Below are 17,622 nucleotides of genomic sequence, written 5' to 3' on the forward strand. Positions count from 1 at the left end.
CGACAGCGCTGCCAGGACGCGCCGGGCAGAACGGCGCCGATGGCGTCGACCAGGCCGGCGTGCGCGTCGGAGATGACCAGCTGAACGCCGGACAGGCCGCGGGCGATCAGCGACCGCAGGAATGCCAGACAGCCGGCACCGTCCTCGGCGGTGGCCACGTCGATGCCGAGGATCTCGCGGTGCCCGTCCGCGTTGACGCCGACCGCGATCAGCGCGTGGACATTGATGATCCGACCGCCCTCGCGGACCTTCTGCGTGAGCGCGTCCACCCAGAGGAACGCATAAGGGCCTTGGTCCAGGGGACGGTTGCGGAACGCGGCGACCTGCTCGTCCAGGTGCCGGGCCATCGCACTGACCTGGGACTTCGACAGTTGGGTGACGCCCAGCGACTCGGCGAGCTTCTCGACGCGACGGGTGGACACCCCCAGCAGGTAGGCGGTGGCGACCACCGAGATGAGGGCCTGTTCGGCCCGCCGACGGCGTTCCAGGAGCCAGTGCGGGAAGTAACTGCCGGACCTGAGCTTGGGGATGGCGAGTTCGACGGTCCCGGCCCGGGTGTCCCACTCGCGCGGGCGGTAGCCGTTGCGGTGGTTGACTCTCTCGTCGCTGACCTGCCCGTATTCGGCGTTGCAAAGGGCGTCTGCCTCCGCGGACATGAGCGCGTCGGCGAACGTCTTGACCATCGCGCGCAGCAGATCGGGACTCGCCGTGGCGAGGTTGTCCTCGGCGAGGGCGTGCAGGGGCAGACTGTCGGGTGCGGTCATCGTGCTGATCTCCTTCGGGCTTCGACACCTCGAAGATCAGCCGGTGGCCGTTCAGCTATGCGGGCATCATCCCAACGCCGGAGCAAACCCCCGGATCAGGTCGAACCCATACACCATCTCCCTGGACGCAACCTTCTCGACCCGGCCTGACGCGACCCTCCAACCGTTCGTAGGTCTCGTCGACCCTCACGGACCCGACGCGGTCCTCGCTGCTGTCGATGAACTCACCGATGAGTCGACCGCCGACATCACCGTCTCCACCGCCCACAAGGCCCAGGGGCGCTCAATAGGTCGCCTTCGTCGATGTGATCGATGACGCTGGCAGCGCCACGGATGTACCGCGCCTGTTGCCGGCTGGTCGCCTTCCCCGGGCCCGGTCGCCTGGGATGTCCCAGTGGCCCCCCTGGCCTCTGGTAACGGAACGTTGATCGCATGTGATGTCGCGCAAGGATTGTCCCGGCCGCCCGGCCGGGTATGCGTAACTGTTTTCTTCCTCCAAGTGATGCAGCCCGCCTGCAGAGGGCAATGTCCTCGTAGTCCCCGACGCGGACCTCCGGGTGGACGAAGCGCCTGCTCACTGGGGCGGATTCCGAGATGTGGGGGCATCATCGAAGAGGATGTGCCGCAGTATCCGGGTGAGGTGTTCGGTGAGCTGCTCGGGTGGCATCGAGGCAAGTGGCTCGGTTCGTGCGATGTACCGGCTGAAGACCACTCCGATCATTTGTGACCCCACGAGTGCTACGCGGGTGTCCAAGTCGTCGCCGAGCGCTGCCGGTGCGTTGGGGGCGAGCACGGACCGGTACGCAGCGGCACTGCGCTCCTGCATCGCGACCAGGAGGTGAGCGGCTGCACGCTCGTCGGACGCGGCACTGCGCACCAGGGCGACGAGTGGGTCGTTGACGGCGTCGGTCTCCATCCGCTGGACGAAGGCGTGGGCGATCCGGTCGGGCAGTGTCGCCGGGTCTCCGGCAACTACCCGTTCCAGGTCGCTGTTACCGGGCACAGCCGCGAGGAAGAGCCGCTCTTTGGACTGGAACTGACGCGTGATCAGACCGTGGGTGACACCGGCCCGGCGCGCGATCTCGCGGAGGGTCGTGCGGGCGTAACCACGCTCGGCGAAGGTGTGACGGGCCGCCTCCAGAATGGCTGCTCGGTGCCCCTCCGGGTCCCGCCGGCGCGTGCCCGGTGGCTTCTCGGACGCTTTCTGACCGTTCATGGCGACTCCTTCATCTGATCACTGTAGTGCCGACCACCGGGGTCCTCGCTGACCACTGGTACCCTTAATATCCAAGTGGATATTAAGGCCATTGGAATTGGAGGCTGTTGTGAGCACGAATCCGCCGGAGTCCGCGGGGATCGTCGAGACGCGGCTACTGCACAAGATGCACCGGGCCGCGACGTCCCTGCTGGCCGACGCCGCACAGCGCGACAACGCCCCGTCGGCCGCACTGGCCGAACTGCGTGACTTCCTGGTGGCGGCGCTGCGGCATCACCACGAGAGCGAAGACGATGTGCTCTGGCCGCAGTTGATCGCCGCCGACCCGGTGGCCGGCGCCATGCTGAGCGAACTCAGCACAGAACACGATGCGCTTGACGCGGCATTGGACGCGCTCGCCGTCGCTCCCGTGCAGGACGATGCGGACCGGGCAGCGGTGGCCGCCGCGGCAGCCAGTGTGCGCGACCTGGTGCACCAGCACCTTGAGCACGAGGAACCGGTGCTGTTTCCCGCGTTGGCAGCGCATATGTCAGATGAAGCCTGGGCCGAGTTCTCCCGCGCGGTGATCGCCTCGGCCCCACCCGTAGGGGCCCACCTCAACCTTGGCTTCTTCGAACAGGTGGGCACTCCCGCCGAGCTCGCGGTGGTCACAGCGAACCTGCCGCAAGCCGTTCTTCCCCTCGTGCCGGCCATGCGCGAGCAGGCCAAGGCCACCCTGAACAGCCTTCACACAACCGACAACGCAAGGACGGTCATCGCGTGACCAGCACACTCATCGTCGGCGGCAGCGGCGGCCTGGGCGGAGTGATCGCCCAGTACTTCGCAGACCGCGGTGACGACGTCATCATCACCAGCAGGGACAAGGCACGGGCCGAGACCGTTGCCGCCGGGATCGGCGTCGGCGTCCGGGGGCTGGCCCTCGACCTTGCCCAACCCGAAACGATCAGGGCCTCGTTGGCCGACGTGACCGAGGTCGACAATCTTGTCATCACCGCGGTCGGGCAGGCCGCGAACACGCTGGCGCAGTTCAACATCACTGATGCCGTGACGGCCGTGACCATGAAGCTCGTCGGCTACGCCGAGACCGTCCGTGTGCTGCGCGACCGATTGAGCCCAGGCGCCTCCGTCGTTCTTTTCGGCGGGCTAGCCAAAGAACGCCCGTATCCAGGCTCGACCGTCGTCACCACCTTCAACGCCGGAATCACCGGCCTGGTGAAGACCCTCGCGGTGGAGATAGCTCCGCACCGCGTCAACGCCCTGCATCCGGGCCTGATCGGCGACAGCCCCAAATGGCGCGACGTTCCCAACCCACCCCACTCGGCCCAGACACCGATCGGACGACTGGTGACGATGGCCGAGATCGCCGACGCCACGGATTTCCTGCTCCGCAACACCGGCATCAACGCCCACGACCTGTACATCGACGGCGGCCTGCTGGCCACCTGACCCACAACACCATTCGGCAGCATGGTCAACGGGCATGCTCGGGTAGTTCCGATGAGCGATGCAGTTGTCGAGGTGCCCGTTGTCCCTGCGCCCGCGTTCCGATGAGCATGTCCCGCCTCTGACAGTGCAGATCGCGCGGGCGAGTAACCCGGGTGGCACGACGGCGATATGGGTGCGCGACCGGCTGGATGGACTGTGGTGCGACGAGGACTTCGCCTACTGGTACCCGTGTGATGGGCGTCCGGGCCTCTCGCCTGCTCAACTGGCCACCCTCTGTGTCCTGCAGTTCCTGCTCAGCCTGTCGGACCGGCAGGCCGCCGAGGCGGTCCGCTGCCGCATCGAATTCAAGTACGACATGGCCATGGAGCTGGACGACCCCGGCTTCCACCACAGCGTGCTGGCCGACTTCCGAGACGGTCTGGCCGAAGGCGACCGCGCCGACCCGCCTCCCCGACGTCGTACTGGGCCGCCTCAAGGAGGCGGCCCAGTACGGGAACGCACCACGCAGCGCACAGACTCCACCCACGTCCTGGCCGCGGCGGGATCTGACCTGCTGGAGGAACTGGTCGACGCGGACTGGGGCGCCGCTACGGCCGACCGGTCCGCCGGGGCAAGAACCCCACCAAGCCCAAGACCAGGACCCTTGGCACGGGAACGACGCCGTCCGGCTCCTGGAGCACTTCTACCGGCGCGGGGCAGACCGCACGTCCGGCCCTCGCATCCAGGCCCTGCGCCAGATCATGGTGCAGAACTACCACCGCAACGCCGCAGGGCACCTGCGCTGGCGCACCGCCGAGACTGAAGGCGGGCCCGGGCTGCCGTCCTCGTCCTGGGCGATCGTCTCGCCCTACGACCCCTCGGCACGCTACGCACGGCACGGACACATCCTCAGCTGGAAGGGGTTCGCGACCTGCGCTCCTGACGGCCCTCACGTGATCACGGACGTGGCCACCACCGCGACCACCACCCACGACAGCCAGGTCCTCCCCGGCATCCACACCCGCCTGTCACGCCGGGGGCTCCTGCCCGCCGAGCACTTGGTCGACGCTGGCTACACCACCCTGCCCCACCTGGAACAAGCCACCCGTGAACACCAGGTCACCGTCTCCGGGCCACTGCGAAGCAACCCCACCCGCCAACAACGCCAGAACGAGGGCTTCGCCCGGGACGACTTCCACATCGACCACGACCGGCAGCAGGTCACTTGCCTCCAGAGCCAGGTCAGCCAAGTTGGCACGGCCCTTACCCGAGCTCTGCCCGACCTCCTCGCCCACCGCAGTCCCGCTGATCGTGGCCAGGTTCGCCAAGAGTCAGCGCCGGCCCTGCCCGGCCCGCACCCAGTGCACCACCTCCCGCGAAGCACCCGCACCGTGGACTTTCCTTTACTAGAACTCCGCGACCTGGAAGTCCGTCTCCGCGCCGAGCAACAGACGCCTGAGCGGAGGACCCGCTACGAGGTCCGCTCCGGAGTGGAGGGAAACGTCAACGAGTTCGCCCACGGACACGGCATGCGACGCTGCCGCTACCGAGGCCAGAGAAGGGCCCACACCCAGCCGGTCCTGACGGCAATCGCCGTCAACATCGAGCGTCTCAGCGCACTGCCACCGACCCATGAAGCACCCACGGCCCGCCGGCCGACTGCCTTCCAGAACTGCCGCGACCAGCGCGAGACAACCCGACCGAGGGTCCTGGCGAACCCCGGGCACCTGACCTAGGCACCTCCAAGATCCCCGACAGAGCAAAGCGTACGAGTTGGTGCAGGGTAACGGGGCGAGGAGTGTCCTGCCCGATCTACCTGCCCGGTGAGGCATGGTCTTGACCATCGTGGTCTCGTCGCGCCGGCCATTGGAGAAGGAGCCGCGGGTCTCGGCCGGGGCCCGGCGTTGGAGTCGTTGGCTGGACGCCGTCCTCGCGTCGGGATAGCGGCCCCATATCGATGCGCCGCAGTGTGACTGTGTCGGTTGCCGAGGAGGGTGGCGTGCTCCTGCCATCATTGACGGAGGGCAATGTGGCCATGTCGGCTCGCATGGACGGCGCCAGGTCCGGGGCCGGATTCGCCGGCGGCGGCTGTTGCCGCATGCCTGCGAACGGATTGCGCCAGAACTGCGAACGCGGGGTTCGCCAGCTGTAGCGCAGCGCGAGGAGCCGCAGCCCGAAGGCGAACATTGAGGCACCAATGGCGGTACCTATGTTCAGCAGCGCCGAGTTGTACAGCAATGCGACCGAGGTCGCGCCGACGAACGCGGGCAGTGCGTACACATCACGGTTCCAGCGGAGCAGCGCCGGCTGTTCGAGTGCGAGGAGATGAGCGAGGACGCCGCCACCGACGGCGCTGGCACTGCCGAGCGTGACGGCGGCGGGACTGTTGAGGCCGTGGGAGAGCGCCTTGATCGTGCCGGTGACGCTGAAGAGTCCCAGCGCCGCCGCGTCGGAGATTTCGAATGGCTTGCCCTCGTACACTCTTTCGTCGTGGCGGAGCCGGTAGCCAAAGTAAACGATCAGCGCAGCGACGCAGGGCGTGAAAAAGTAGCCGAGGTCGGTGAAAGCGACCGGGGTGATCCCGAGCACCAGGTCACGGAAAAGACCGCCGCCAAGGCCCGCCGCCTCACTGAGGATGACCGTCCCGAAGATATCGAAGTCCTTGCGTACCGCGAGGAACGCCCCTGAGAGAGCGAAGGCGAAGATACCTATTAGATCCATCACGTACTGGACAGCACCGCTCAGTTCCTCGATCGGCATAGGCCAGGTCTCCCTGAAGACTGGTAAGCGTGCGAACCGTTGAAGGTCTTAGCCGAAGGACCTGGACGACGGTTTCCATAACCTGGCGGCCACCAACCGGCTGCAATGCTGCCTGCGCCAAGCCATCCGTCGAGGGAATTGGGCGACAAGCCGATTACATCCGTCGCCACATCCTGGGATCAGCAAGTGAGCGCGAGAAGCTGCCACATTGCTCTCAACTTCCGTGTGCCGTCGGAGGTCGCCACGACAGTGATTTGCGGCATGACCAACAGCACTCAAGCCACTGCCTCTTCGTCCCCGGACGGGATCAACCGACGATCCCCGGCCGAAGATTCAACATATGCCATTCCATTTAACAACGCGAGCGCCAGAAATCCCCCATACTAGAATGACGGAACTTTCACGCAATGCTGGCATCTTTCGCGCGTGATCACTTTGTCACCTTGCGTCATTCGTGGGATCCGTGAGTTTTCGTTAATCTCCAGCCTACTTAGCCGCGAAGCAATCGCAAGGCCTTCGGATTCGGATTAAATCATCTTGCAGCTCGGCATGGACGCGCGGGCAGCCGTAGGCACCCTGGTGCTCGGCGTGAATGGCGCGGATTCTCGCTCACGGTCCGCTTCTCCTCAGCCCGGCGCTCGGCGCGAGCCTGCTCGGTGGCCAGGTGCCGGTGGTAGCCGGCGCGGGACGCTCCGAGCACCCGGCATAGCTGCACGCCGAAGTCGACGCAGTGGTCGGAGATGAAGTCCCAGCGGCGGGTGCTCACTTCACTTCGCAGGAGAAATAGGCCGCCGCCCGGCGCAGGATCTCGCGCTCCAGCTGCCACTCCCGCTCAGCCTCAGCAGCGGGGCGCTCTCCGCCCGCAACCGGGCCAGCTCCTCCCCCCTCACTCCCGCCCGCGTCACGGCGTCAGGGCGCGGCCTGTGAGTCGTCCCGTGCGAACCCACGTCCGCGGGACCAGGGCCGGGTCGCGGGGCGTACGCTTTCCATCCGCCACGTGGTAGCGCGCGACGGCGTCCTTCCGGAACCTATCGCGCTGGCGAGTTGATCAAGGGAGCCGCGTGGCCTAGGAGCGGTTCATAGCGGCGGCAGGTGCTCGTGGGCGGGTGCCGGACGCAGTCGGCCAACCTCAGCCGCGGGGGACGCCGGCACGTGCGCGGCGTCCCCCTGCAGCAGTACCCACCTGGGTCATTCGGCGGTGACTGCGGCAAGCAACTCGCGGCGCACGGGGCCGGGATAGTGATAACGAGAAGCCCCGGCGCTCAATTCGGCTATCCGCTCTTTGAGACCGGGCCTTGCCAACACCTCCGGGCCCGCGAGGAGGCCGGTCACGTCTGCGACGGCACGCAGGACATCGGGGTCCTTCGCGCGTGCCCCTTCGAGTCCTACGCGCTTCTGCCAGAACGGATCGTCCGTCGTGTAGCGCTGGCCCATCATCTCGTGATCCACCTCGGCCAGGCGGTGCCGGTCCCAGTCGTCAAAACCACGCCAGAGTGGCAGCAGGTGACGCTCTGTCGCGGCGGCGAACGTCATTGAAAATGCCATGGCGTCCTTCGTGTCGACAAGGCGCATCGTGTCCCGGAGCAGTGCAGCGTGCCGGAACGCCGTGGTCATGCCAGCGCCGAAGAACGGGTTGGTCGAGGCCCATGCGTCTCCCACTGCCACGATCCCGGTGACCACAGGCGCTCCAGCTACGACGAGGCGACGGTGCGCGCTGCGTAGACCACCGGTGGCGATCACACCCGTGACGGGCTTCCCTTCAGCCCAATGTGCTTCGGTTGGGTAGAGCTGTATCGCTCGGTGCCAGGCATCGCGGTTGCTCAGACCCCGGAGCTCCTGATCGCGGTCGGACGTCACGAAAGTCACCGACCAGGTTCCGGAGTCACCGGGCAGGACAAGGATGCTGACGCTGTCGTGCTGAAACCCCGCCCATGGCGGCATTCGGGAGGCTAGGTCTTCGGAACGGAAGAACCGCGTGTAGTAGCGGAAACCCGCCTCCGCCCGCTGCTCGTGCGGTGCGAGTCCCACATCCCTGAGCATTGCTGCCCCGCTCGCACCCCGGCCTGAGGCGTCAATGACCAACTCGGCGTTGATCTCCTCGCCCCCCTCACAGGTTACCCCTGTGACGCGCCAGCATTGGCCTGCGCGGGGCTCCTCCGTACTCAGCCGGTTGACCTGGAGGCCACGTCGCACGGTAATGCCGGGGTGCCCCTCCGCCGCGGCAAATAAAGAGGCCTCAAGTACAGGACGCCGTACGGCCACTGTCTCGAACCGGCCGTCATCCTCGTGCGGGCCGTCTATCGCCCCGACATGCCATGCTCCTGCGATGATGTTGTGGCTGACGGCGCCCAGGTCGAGCATACGGTCCACCGACTCGGGAGACTCCTTGGCCAGTAGGCGGAATCCTCCTGGCAATAGGAGGTGCGCCTGTGAAAACTGACGCACGCCGGGGCGCTTCCAACCGGCATACAGGTCGTCTCCCCCGCCCTTGGGGGGTGGTGGATCGCGGTCGACGAGGGTGACCTGCCTGCCTTCTGCCGCTAACAAGATTGCAGTCATCAACCCTGCCGGGCCGCTGCCCAGGATCAATGCGTCCGACACGGCTGCGTTTATCCCTTCTGTGTCCGATCAAGTTCGGCGGTAACACCACGCCAGAGCTGGTTCGGCGCTACTGGGCGCCGAGCCGTACTCACGAGTCCATGCCCACCGTCTTCCAGAACCGCAGCAGGGCAGCGGCACCCTCCTCGGGAGCGCTCAGCATCCACCAGTGACTTTGGCCCGGCAGGCTTTCCACATGCGCTCCGAGACACTCGGCAACCTTCTGGGAGTTGACCTGGTCGTCGTAGGGGTCGCTCAGGGGCTGGACCACTAGGCCAGGGGCTGCTGTCCGAGTCAGGTCTGCGCCCCAATGAGCGTATGGGTTGGGCGTCGCGGAGCGGTAAAGGTCCAGGATGCAGCCAGCCATAGTGGCGTCGAATTGTGCACCCATGTCCGAGGCATCCTCGGCGGGAACACCTGCGGCCGTAAGCGCGGCAGTGGCGACGGTTGTATTCCTCCGCATGGTCTGCGCCCACTGTTCTCCTGTCCCCGAGGTCTGCCATCGTTGGGCCGGACCGTGCCAGACATAGTCGGGGTGAAGGATGGACGCGACATCCATCGCCCAGCTTCGCAGCGGCAGGAAGTCCAGCATGGCGACGCGTGCCACAAAAAGTGCGCCCCAGTCGTGCCCCACCAGGTCGACAGGTCCTGAGATTCCCTTCAACTCGCCCGACAGCCAGCGGACGTAGTCGTCCATCGTCGCACCGAACCCGGCTGGCCGGGGCGTCGAAAAACCTGGCAGGTTCAGGGCGATAGATTCAGCTTTGAGGTGGCGCCGGAGTGGGTCCCAAAGGCGCCCGGTCTCGGGTACTCCATGAACGAAAACAGCGGTCATCATTTTCCCGAAATATGAATGGTCAGCTTCACTATGTGGCTCTCTTGAGGCTCGTGTGCGCAGCTCATGGGGTGCTCCATGACCTCAACTCCTCTGCTATGTGGGCTCCCCACGGACTGTTCGCTCCAGGGGCGTGCACTCAGCTGCCTGCTGGAGAGACGACCTCTTTGGCCCTCCGACAGTGGCCTCCGCAAGGAGATGTCACAAGACCATCAGGGCCGGAATAAAGCTGCCGACTCCCGGAATAAATCGCGCTTCCCTGTCCCAGGCCTGTCGTCTCAGGAACGGCCCAGGACATGTTCACCTCCGCCTCGCGCCGGCCTCTGGTCAAGGTCCTCCAGGGCCTGCGGGCCACAACGAACAAACCGTCGAGCTCCTCGCCAAACCCCAGGAACCGCAGAAGGACCAGGCACAGCCATCCCAGTCCATCGGCACCACTCCGGAGAACGGCGAGGAGAAGCGCCGCCTGCTGCTCCGCTTCGCGGCCCCGCCCGACCCGAAGCTGGTCGCGGACTGGGTGTCCTTCAACGTCATCGACACCGAGCGGCAGGACTGGGCCCGCGGCTGGGCAGCACTGAAGCGGTTCACGGAACGAGAGGGCCACGCCCGGGTCCCGATCGGCCACATGGAAGGCGCGTACCCGCTCGGGCAGTGGATCGCCGAACAGCGGCGGGCGCATGAGGCCGGCCAGATGACCGGCGCGCGTGCCCGCCGGCTGGAGAAGCTCGGCATGGTCTGGTCCGTCGCGGACGAACGCTTCCAGGAGAACCTCGAAGCCGCCCACACGTACTACGACGACCACTGGACACTGTGCGCTCCTCGTGGGGCGACCGCGTTGGACCGGCCGGTCGGGCCATGGCTGTTCAACCAGCGCCGGGCCGGCGCACTGGAGGGCCACCCCTGGTGGGAATCGGCGCTGCGGGCAATCGACCCGGACTGGAACCCCGCCTTGCCGGCCGACTGGCAGCGGCATCGAACCGAGCCGGTTGGATCTTCGAGGGCGAGGAGACATCCTCGTCGTTGCCGGCGACGGTGCCGACGGTCTCAACCTTGTAGTGCTGACCTCGCGGATGCTGAAAGCCGATGCGGACAGCTCGGAGGTCTGGCTTCGTGGAGCCGCCCAAGAGGGTCTGATCGTTCGCCGCTGCAGCCCTGCCGGCCGGTACCTCGATGAGAGCTGCATACCCTCCACTGCCAAACCGCCCGGGCTCGTGGGCAGCAGCCAGGACTTGAGCGCAAAGGAGTTCCACCGTACGTACGGCATCACGGCCAAGCCCAGGCACAGCAGCGTGTCCGAGGTGACGTACTACGGCTCTCCGGCGAGGTACTGCGGAGGTTCACGATCATCTACAACTCGTCGCCCGAGCCTGGTGGATAGGACGACGCGGATCACCGCCAGAGCCAGGAACACAGACACCGGATGAAGGGCCGGAGACAGGCCTGCAGCTCTGGAGCAGGTGCAAGCGGCAGACCTGTGCCCCCAGTAAGGCCGACAAGTCAGCAATCCTCCAGCCTCACTCTGGCTTCGCGCGCTTCGAGCGAGTGCAGAGGCGGGGCTTCATTGACCGGTCGCCCCGGTCAGCCAGTCCCGTGGCAGCAAGGACAGAGTGGTCTGCGCGTCCCGGACACCGGTGGCCGGCAGGCGCAGTTCGAATCTGGTGCCGGGCCGCCCGTCGGGGCGGTCCAGTACCGCGATCCGGCCTCTGTGCAGGGCCACCTGCTGGGCGACCAGCGTCAGGCCAAGGCCGGAACCGGGGCTGGACGGGCCCCGGCGGAAGCGCTGGAAGACCTCCTCGCGGCGTTCGGTGATGATGCCGGGACCGTGGTCGTCCACGCTGAGCACCACGGTCTGATCACGCGGGTCGCGTGACAGGCGCAGGGTGACCTCGATGCGGGCGACTCCGTCCTCGGCGCGGCCGTGTGTCGACGCGTTGGTCAGCAGGTTGTCCACCGCCGAGCGCAGCCCCTGCTCCCAGCCGTGCACCCAGAGCTCCGCGGCGGTGTGCACGGAGACGCTCGCGTCAGGGTCCGTGCGCCGCAGGTCGGCCACCGACGCGTCCACCAGCTCCGCGAGGTTCAGCGTCGCGAACGCTTCCGCCTCGACCAGATCGCCCTGCGCGAGTGCCCTCAACATGACCAGCAAACCGAGCAGACGAGCCTGCTCACGCCCCAGGTCGTCCAAGACCTCCGCACGGTCGGCAGAGTCCAGGTCGGGGTGGTCGGTCAGGATGTCGAGGTTGGTGCGCATACTCATCAGCGGAGTGCGCAGTTCATGGGACGCGGTCGCTGCAAACGCGCGGGCGGTGGCCAGCGCCTCCCCGGTGCGGGCCACCTGTTCGTCGTAGCGGTTCAGCACCGTCTGAAGGGTCTGCGCCAAGTCGTCGACCTCGGTGATACGCGTCGGGGTGTGGTCCAGTCGCGCCGCGCTGGTCCTGGGGTCCAGCCCGCTGGTACGGCGCTGGAGTCGCCGTAGCGGACGGACGGCTCGGGCCGCGATCGCCCAGGCGGCTGCTCCGGCCAGTGGCGCGGCCAGCAGAGCCCCGGTCATCACTCGCTGCCGCACCAGAGTCAGCTCGTCGTCGGCGGTGTCGGGCGAGAACAGCCACAGATTCGGTGTGCCGCCCTGTTTCGCGGTGCCGATGCGCAGCGACAGTACGAGCCAGTCCTTGTCGCCGGAGGTCACGGTGACGGGGTCGGGGGCGGCGGAAGGCAGATCGGGGGGCGGGTCGGGCTGCGGGCCGGCCGAGACCCTGCCCTGTGGGACGGTCAGCCATACGCCCACGTCGCGTGCGGAGTTGACCAGGCGTCGGTGCCGGGCCTCTTCCATGATCGGGTGGTCGGTGCCGACGACATCCAGGTACGCCTTGGCGTTCTTGGCCACCACCGTCGCGCGGGCACGCAGCTGGGCGTCCCGGTGGGCCCGGAGGTCATTGCTGACGAGGTGCAGCAGCAGCCAACCGGACGCCAGGACCAGCAGGGGCACGCTCGCGCCGACGGCGAGGGCGACACGGGTGGACAGTCTCATGGCGCGCCCTCGACGCCCGGCCGCAGTACGAAGCCGACACCGCGAACGGTGTGCAGGATCCGGGGCCGGCCGCCTGCCTCCAGCTTGCGTCGGAGATAGCTGACGAAGGTGTCCACGGCGTCGCTGCGTACCTCGAAGTCGTAGCCCCACACGCGATCGAGCAGCAGCTCGCGGGTGAGCACGACCCCGGCGTTGCGGGCCAGGACCTCGAGGACCGCGAACTCACGCCTCGTCAGCTTCAGCGGCCGACCGTCCAAAGACGCCTCGTGCGCGGCCGGTTCAAGGACCAGGCCCGCGACCCGGACCCGGTCCGTGGCGGCGGGCGGGCGCCGCCGTAGCAAGGCGTGCAGCCGCAGGACCAACTCCTGGAGGGCAAACGGCTTGACAAGGTAGTCGTCCCCGCCCGCCTGCAGCCCGGCGACCCTGTCGTCGACCTCGTCCAGTGCGGAGAGCATCAGCACGGGTACGTCGTCGCCGTCGCCGCGCAGGCTCCGGCATACGTCGATGCCGCTGAGGTCCGGCATGGAGATGTCGAGGACGATGATGTCGGGGCGTTCGGCACGCGCGCCGGCCAGAGCGGCGTGACCACCGCCGGCCAGGGCGACCGAGAAGCCGCTGAGCCGTAGTCCCCGTTCCAGCGACCGGCGTATGGCCGCGTCGTCGTCGACCACCAGCACCCGCCCAGCTCTGCCTGCCATGCACACCTCGGTTCCGCGGCTGTCCGTAGGACACCGATCAAAGCATCGGAGCGGCCGGCGTCTCCACTGCGGGCCTCGCCGCGGTCAGACATTTGCAGTACGTCATCCTTGCTGCGTCATGTTCGCATCGCCCGATACTGCGACGGCGTACAGCCCATGACGCGGCGGAAGCTGCGGGAGAAGTGTTCCGGTCCGGAGAATCCGCAGCGCTGGCCTATGCGGGTGATCGTGTCGTTCCCGCTCTCCAGGTACTTGCGTGACATGTCGATCCGGAGCTCGGTGAGATATCGATACGGGGTGGATCCGGTGGCGGCTTTGAAGCAGCGTACGAAATGAAATCGGCTGAAAGAGACTCGGGAAGCCAGATCGTCCAGTGAGACCGGTCGCCCGAGATTTTCTCGCATGTAGGAGAGGACCGTCTCCAGTTGGACCGAACTCAGCGCACCGGCCGGCCGCACGGCACCGTCCGTGTGCGCGGCCAGGAGGTGGGCGGCGATGAACTGCGTCGCCGACTGCGCGTACAGTTCGTCCGCGCCTGCCTCGCTCGCGATCACCAACGCTCTTACGGTCAACGCCAGGACCGGGTCGAATCGCACGGCCGGAAACATGTCTCGCAGCAGCGTGATACGGGACCGTAGGTCCTCCTCGTCGACGAACCGGTGCAGCGTCTCCTGCGGGACGGTGAGGGAGGCGACCGTCGCAGGGACGTCTCCTTTCGCTGCCACGAGCAGGGTCCGGCTCGGCCCCGGAGGGATGACGCACACGTCGTCCGGCAGTCGGAACGCCTCTCCTTGGGAAGGCCGTTCACGGGTCCCGTAGAGTTCCACCAGTCCGCTCAGCTGAGCATAGAGCGTGATTCCCGACGACGACGGAATATAGAGGGTGCGGACGCATTTCCGTAGCGCCACCCTTCGCACCTGAAGGGCGTGCCACGTTCCGCCGCCCGCCCCGCTGATCGCCTCCAAGCTCCAGTGCCCCCTCTCCCGATTGTCCTGGCACAGCGCAGGTACTAGGCAAAGAATGCGGGCAGTTCTAGGTGGTCGTAAAGCGATCGATGCCGGATTAATTCTCCTTGACGCCGGAAAAATTCGAACTCGGCTATTTGATATTGACCGGCTCCGATTCGCGATGACACGCTGCCGGGCATGATTCGCACTCGTCAACTTCTCCCATTGATAGCCGGCGTGGTGCCGTTGGCACTCGCGATCCAGAGCGGGGTGAGCGGGGCGGCATCCGGAGCCTCCCCCGCCGGCGCCGGCCAGGCCACTGTCGCGGCGGAACGGCCGAATATCGTCTTCGTCCTCACCGACGACATGTCCTCGAACCTCCTCCAGTACATGCCGGAGGTCCGCAAGCTCCAGTCCCAGGGCACGACGTTCAGCGACTACGTGGTCAGCAACTCGCTCTGCTGCCCGTCCCGTTCGTCCATCTTCACCGGCCGGTACCCGCACAACACCGGAGTCCTCAGCAACGAAGGACCGAACGGCGGCTTCAACGCCTTCCACGACGGGGGACAGGAGCGGGACACCTTCGCCACGGCCCTGAAGGCCAAGGGCTACCGGACCGCGATGATGGGCAAGTACCTCAACGGCTACAGCCCCGGGGACACCGTCGACGGTCAACGGCCGTACGTGCCACCGGGCTGGAGCCAGTGGGATGTCGTCGGCGGCGGCTACAAGGGCTACGAGTACGACCTCGCCCACAACCACAGTGTCCAGTCGTACGGCGACAGGCCCAAGGACTACCTGACCGACGTGGTCAGCAAGAAGGGCAACGCCTTCGTCAAGAAGTCCGCGGCGGCGAACAAGCCTTTCCTGCTGGAGGTCGCACTCTTCACGCCGCACGGTCCGTCCACGCCCGCGCCCCGGGACGAGGACGCCTTCCCCGGACTGACAGCGCCGCGCAGCCCCGCGTTCGACACCCTGCCGACCGACGCGCCGCGATGGCTGGCCCGCCAGGACCGGCTGAGCCCACACGAGAAGAACAAGATCGATGAGAAGTTCCGCAAGCGTGCGCAGTCGCTCCAGTCGATCGACCGGATGATCGGCAAACTCCGCGCCACTGTGGCCCGGGCCGGCGAAGCCGACAACACCTACTTCGTCTTCAGCTCCGACAACGGCTTCCACCTCGGCGAGTACAGGCTCAAGGCGGGTAAGCAGACCGCGTTCGACACCGACGTCCGCGTACCGCTGGTGATCGCCGGCCCCGGGGTCGCGGCCGGGCGGACGAGTGACGCCCAGGTGTCGAACATCGACCTCGCACCCACCTTCCAGCGCATCGGTGGCGCCCCGGTGTCGTCCCGGGTGGACGGGCACAGCCTGCTTCCGCTGCTGGACGGCGGATCGGACCCCAACTGGCGCAAGGCCAACCTCATCGAGCACCGCCACGCCAAGAGGTCGCCGACAGACCCCGACAACAACGGCGGGGAGAGCATCAGCCCGCCCGACTATCACGCCCTGCGCACCAACGCGTACACCTACGTCGAGTACGGCAGCGGAGCGATGGAGTACTACGACCTCCGAACCGACCCTTATCAATTGCGCAACGTCGTACGTCAGTTGAGCGGAGCCCGGCGTGCGGAACTCCACGATGCGTTGACCCGCCTGAAGCAGTGCGACGGCGACGGCTGCTGGAGTGCCGGACACCCGTAAGCCCTCCGATCCATGCCGGCGAAATTAGACTCCGATGCCCGGGCTGTCCCCCTCGGCCCGGGCCTCGGTCCGTTCCGGCGCGAAGCGCAGTGGTTCACCGAGCGCCCGGTCAGCTCGTGCCTGGGCCCCGATGCCCACCTCGACCGAGTGACGGAGCGATGTCGGCGAGGTCCGCTGTCGGTGCAGGGCGACGGCGCCGAGCGCGGCTGCGAAGGAGCCCAGTCGGGACGAACGCACCTCAGGGTGCGGATCCGGACCTCGTACGGCATGGGAGGCCAGCTCGTGTGCGATCGACTCCATGACCGCCGGACAGGCAGCGACCAGTTCGCCGCCCACGACGATCACATCGGGTCCGACGGCATGGCACATATCGGCCAGCACCCGGCCGACCTGGGCGCCGGCTCGCGCTACGACCGAATGTGCCGTGCGGTCGCCCGAGCCCAACGCGGCCTCCAGCTCTGGTAGATCCATGGCAGGGCCGCCCACGCTGCGACAGGCGTTCAGCACGGCACCGACCGAGGCCACCGTCTCCAGACACCCCCTCTTGCCGCACTCGCAGCGCGCACCGTCCGGATCCACGGTGATGTGGCCGAACTGCCCGGCGATCCCGTGAGCACCCCGGTGCAGCCGGCCGGCCACCACGAGACCGCCGCCGACGTCGTGCGACAGCCGCAGGTACAGCACGTCCTGCGCCCCCATGGCCGCACCCCAGACGGTCTCCGCCAGGGCTGCGAGCCGTGCGGCGTGATCGACCGGAGCCGGGGTTCCGAAGCGTTCGCGAACCAGCTCTGCCACGCCACCGTGCCGGAGGGTCAGGAGCGAGCTGCGTTCCGGCGGTCCGGCCATCCCCACGCCGATGCCGTTGACGCCACCCGATCGCAGCGTCCCGCCGGTCAGGGCGTCCGCCAGCCGCCACGCCAGATCGACCCGGACCGGCCACGCCACGTCGGCACTGTGCGGCTCGTGCGCCGTGCCGACGATCTCGTGCGACGCGTCCATCGCGGCCACCCGCACCGCATCACGCGCGAATTCGATGCCCAGCACATGGCCGGCCTCGGGGTTCAGGGCCAGGACCTCCGCCGGGCGACCCCGCTTGCGCAGGGTCGCCTGTGGTACCGAGGCGAGGACGGCGCCCTCGTCCAGGAGCATGGCGACGACGTCATAGAGCGTGGTCCGGGACAGACCGCTCAGGGCCCCCAACCGGCCCCGAGTCAGCGGACCGTGCTTGCGTAACAGGTGCAGGACCAGAGCTCCGTGTCGTGTCGTCATTTTCTGCATGGCGGAAGGCGCATTCCTCTCTTCGATCAGGACTGCGCCGGAACGGCGAGTCCTTCGCGCGCGTGGCGTGAGGAAGGTAGAGAGCGTTCTTGTGAGAACTCTGTGAGCCGCCGTAGGACCTTCGACGGCCGTCTCGGCCCGAAGTGACGCGGGCCTCACCGATAGTCGACATCTCATTTCTGTCACTTCTTGGCGGAAAAATTCACGCTGCGTAGCGTCTTCTCCCGTCGGCAGCAACCGGCTTGAGAGCCCTCCTGCGCCACACGCAGGACGTCACCGACGTGCCGTAACGGCCCCGTTTCCTGCCGAGTCCGGTCAGGCGCCGTAGGTGGGCCTTCCCCACCCGCTTTCCGTCCCGCCCGGCGCAAGGAG

General features: G+C 67.2%; 15 protein-coding genes and 1 pseudogene. 6 read left to right on the plus strand and 10 right to left on the minus strand.

What is annotated here, in order from left to right; translation table 11 throughout:
- Both ACZ7M7_RS18700 and ACZ7M7_RS18705 read right to left on the minus strand, forming a co-directional pair.
- A partial coding sequence (locus ACZ7M7_RS18700; protein WP_472118055.1) for an IS256 family transposase occupies positions 1–764 on the minus strand: 764 nt, incomplete at its 3' end.
- A 574-nt stretch (positions 765–1,338) separates the two neighbouring features.
- Positions 1,339–1,980, minus strand: a complete 642-nt coding sequence (locus tag ACZ7M7_RS18705) for a TetR/AcrR family transcriptional regulator (protein ID WP_472118059.1) — start codon at positions 1,978–1,980, stop codon at positions 1,339–1,341.
- A 109-nt stretch (positions 1,981–2,089) separates the two neighbouring features.
- On the opposite strand from ACZ7M7_RS18705, the gene ACZ7M7_RS18710 reads away from it, so the two are divergent.
- The 4 genes from ACZ7M7_RS18710 to ACZ7M7_RS18725 are packed head-to-tail and all read left to right on the plus strand — an operon-like array spanning position 2,090 to position 5,141.
- Positions 2,090–2,743 carry a hemerythrin domain-containing protein gene (locus ACZ7M7_RS18710; RefSeq protein WP_472118062.1) on the plus strand — a complete coding sequence of 218 codons (654 nt, stop codon included), beginning with the start codon at positions 2,090–2,092 and terminating at the stop codon, positions 2,741–2,743.
- A complete protein-coding gene (locus ACZ7M7_RS18715) occupies positions 2,740–3,426 on the plus strand; it encodes an SDR family oxidoreductase (protein ID WP_472118066.1) in 687 nt (228 codons plus the stop codon). The genes ACZ7M7_RS18710 and ACZ7M7_RS18715 overlap by 4 nt, the downstream gene beginning before the upstream one ends.
- A 58-nt stretch (positions 3,427–3,484) precedes the next feature.
- The gene (locus tag ACZ7M7_RS18720) at positions 3,485–4,228 is read left to right on the plus strand and encodes a transposase (RefSeq protein ID WP_472118069.1); all 744 of its coding nucleotides are present in this window, start codon (positions 3,485–3,487) and stop codon (positions 4,226–4,228) included.
- Positions 4,167–5,141, plus strand: a complete 975-nt coding sequence (locus tag ACZ7M7_RS18725; protein ID WP_472118072.1) for a transposase — start codon at positions 4,167–4,169, stop codon at positions 5,139–5,141. Before ACZ7M7_RS18720 ends, ACZ7M7_RS18725 begins: the two co-directional genes overlap by 62 nt.
- A gap of 391 nt (positions 5,142–5,532) precedes the next feature.
- Here the strand turns inward: ACZ7M7_RS18725 and ACZ7M7_RS18730 are convergent.
- From ACZ7M7_RS18730 to ACZ7M7_RS18745, 4 genes and pseudogenes are all read right to left on the minus strand, one after another.
- Positions 5,533–6,165: pseudogene (locus tag ACZ7M7_RS18730) on the minus strand (trimeric intracellular cation channel family protein); the annotation flags it as partial.
- 486 nt (positions 6,166–6,651) lie between these two features.
- The gene (locus ACZ7M7_RS18735) at positions 6,652–6,768 is read right to left on the minus strand and encodes a hypothetical protein (RefSeq protein WP_472119245.1); all 117 of its coding nucleotides are present in this window, start codon (positions 6,766–6,768) and stop codon (positions 6,652–6,654) included.
- A 585-nt stretch (positions 6,769–7,353) separates the two neighbouring features.
- The gene (locus tag ACZ7M7_RS18740) at positions 7,354–8,766 is read right to left on the minus strand and encodes an NAD(P)/FAD-dependent oxidoreductase (RefSeq protein ID WP_472118075.1); all 1,413 of its coding nucleotides are present in this window, start codon (positions 8,764–8,766) and stop codon (positions 7,354–7,356) included.
- Between the two features lie 88 nt (positions 8,767–8,854).
- Positions 8,855–9,601, minus strand: coding sequence for an alpha/beta fold hydrolase (locus ACZ7M7_RS18745; protein ID WP_472118078.1), 747 nt, complete (start codon positions 9,599–9,601; stop codon positions 8,855–8,857).
- A gap of 178 nt (positions 9,602–9,779) precedes the next feature.
- On the opposite strand from ACZ7M7_RS18745, the gene ACZ7M7_RS18750 reads away from it, so the two are divergent.
- On the plus strand, positions 9,780–10,772 hold the full coding sequence (locus ACZ7M7_RS18750; RefSeq protein WP_472118081.1) for a helicase associated domain-containing protein: 993 nt from the start codon (positions 9,780–9,782) through the stop codon (positions 10,770–10,772).
- Between the two features lie 384 nt (positions 10,773–11,156).
- Here the strand turns inward: ACZ7M7_RS18750 and ACZ7M7_RS18755 are convergent, their stop codons facing one another.
- The 3 genes from ACZ7M7_RS18755 to ACZ7M7_RS18765 all read right to left on the minus strand — a co-directional run bounded on the left by ACZ7M7_RS18755 (position 11,157) and on the right by ACZ7M7_RS18765 (position 14,286).
- On the minus strand, positions 11,157–12,623 hold the full coding sequence (locus ACZ7M7_RS18755) for a sensor histidine kinase (protein ID WP_472118084.1): 1,467 nt from the start codon (positions 12,621–12,623) through the stop codon (positions 11,157–11,159).
- Positions 12,620–13,321 carry a response regulator transcription factor gene (locus ACZ7M7_RS18760; RefSeq protein WP_362379460.1) on the minus strand — a complete coding sequence of 234 codons (702 nt, stop codon included), beginning with the start codon at positions 13,319–13,321 and terminating at the stop codon, positions 12,620–12,622. Before ACZ7M7_RS18760 ends, ACZ7M7_RS18755 begins: the two co-directional genes overlap by 4 nt.
- 116 nt (positions 13,322–13,437) lie before the next feature.
- Positions 13,438–14,286: a helix-turn-helix domain-containing protein gene (locus tag ACZ7M7_RS18765; protein ID WP_472118087.1), complete on the minus strand. Its 849-nt coding sequence runs from the start codon at positions 14,284–14,286 to the stop codon at positions 13,438–13,440.
- Between the two features lie 180 nt (positions 14,287–14,466).
- Between ACZ7M7_RS18765 and ACZ7M7_RS18770 the strand changes: the two genes are divergently transcribed.
- Entirely contained in the window at positions 14,467–15,972 is a 1,506-nt protein-coding gene (locus ACZ7M7_RS18770; RefSeq protein WP_472118090.1) for a sulfatase family protein, read from the plus strand.
- Between the two features lie 24 nt (positions 15,973–15,996).
- On the opposite strand, the gene ACZ7M7_RS18775 is transcribed toward ACZ7M7_RS18770, so the two are convergent.
- Complete coding sequence (locus ACZ7M7_RS18775) at positions 15,997–17,241, minus strand: ROK family protein (RefSeq protein WP_472118093.1); 1,245 nt, start codon at positions 17,239–17,241, stop codon at positions 15,997–15,999.
- Between the last annotated feature and the right edge of the window lie 381 nt (positions 17,242–17,622).

It is taken from the genome of Streptomyces sp. NPDC111606, from assembly GCF_055656945.1.

What these genes read in the sequence shown, in the direction of transcription:
- ACZ7M7_RS18775 (WP_472118093.1), bottom strand. Translation starts at nt 17,241, where the DNA reads ATGACGACACGACACGGAGCTCTGGTCCTGCACCTGTTACGCAAGCAC.
- ACZ7M7_RS18770 (WP_472118090.1), top strand. Translation starts at nt 14,467, where the DNA reads ATGATTCGCACTCGTCAACTTCTCCCATTGATAGCCGGCGTGGTGCCG.
- ACZ7M7_RS18745 (WP_472118078.1), bottom strand. Translation starts at nt 9,601, where the DNA reads ATGATGACCGCTGTTTTCGTTCATGGAGTACCCGAGACCGGGCGCCTT.
- ACZ7M7_RS18720 (WP_472118069.1), top strand. Translation starts at nt 3,485, where the DNA reads ATGCAGTTGTCGAGGTGCCCGTTGTCCCTGCGCCCGCGTTCCGATGAG.
- ACZ7M7_RS18760 (WP_362379460.1), bottom strand. Translation starts at nt 13,321, where the DNA reads ATGGCAGGCAGAGCTGGGCGGGTGCTGGTGGTCGACGACGACGCGGCC.
- ACZ7M7_RS18755 (WP_472118084.1), bottom strand. Translation starts at nt 12,623, where the DNA reads ATGAGACTGTCCACCCGTGTCGCCCTCGCCGTCGGCGCGAGCGTGCCC.
- ACZ7M7_RS18725 (WP_472118072.1), top strand. Translation starts at nt 4,167, where the DNA reads ATGGTGCAGAACTACCACCGCAACGCCGCAGGGCACCTGCGCTGGCGC.
- ACZ7M7_RS18705 (WP_472118059.1), bottom strand. Translation starts at nt 1,980, where the DNA reads ATGAACGGTCAGAAAGCGTCCGAGAAGCCACCGGGCACGCGCCGGCGG.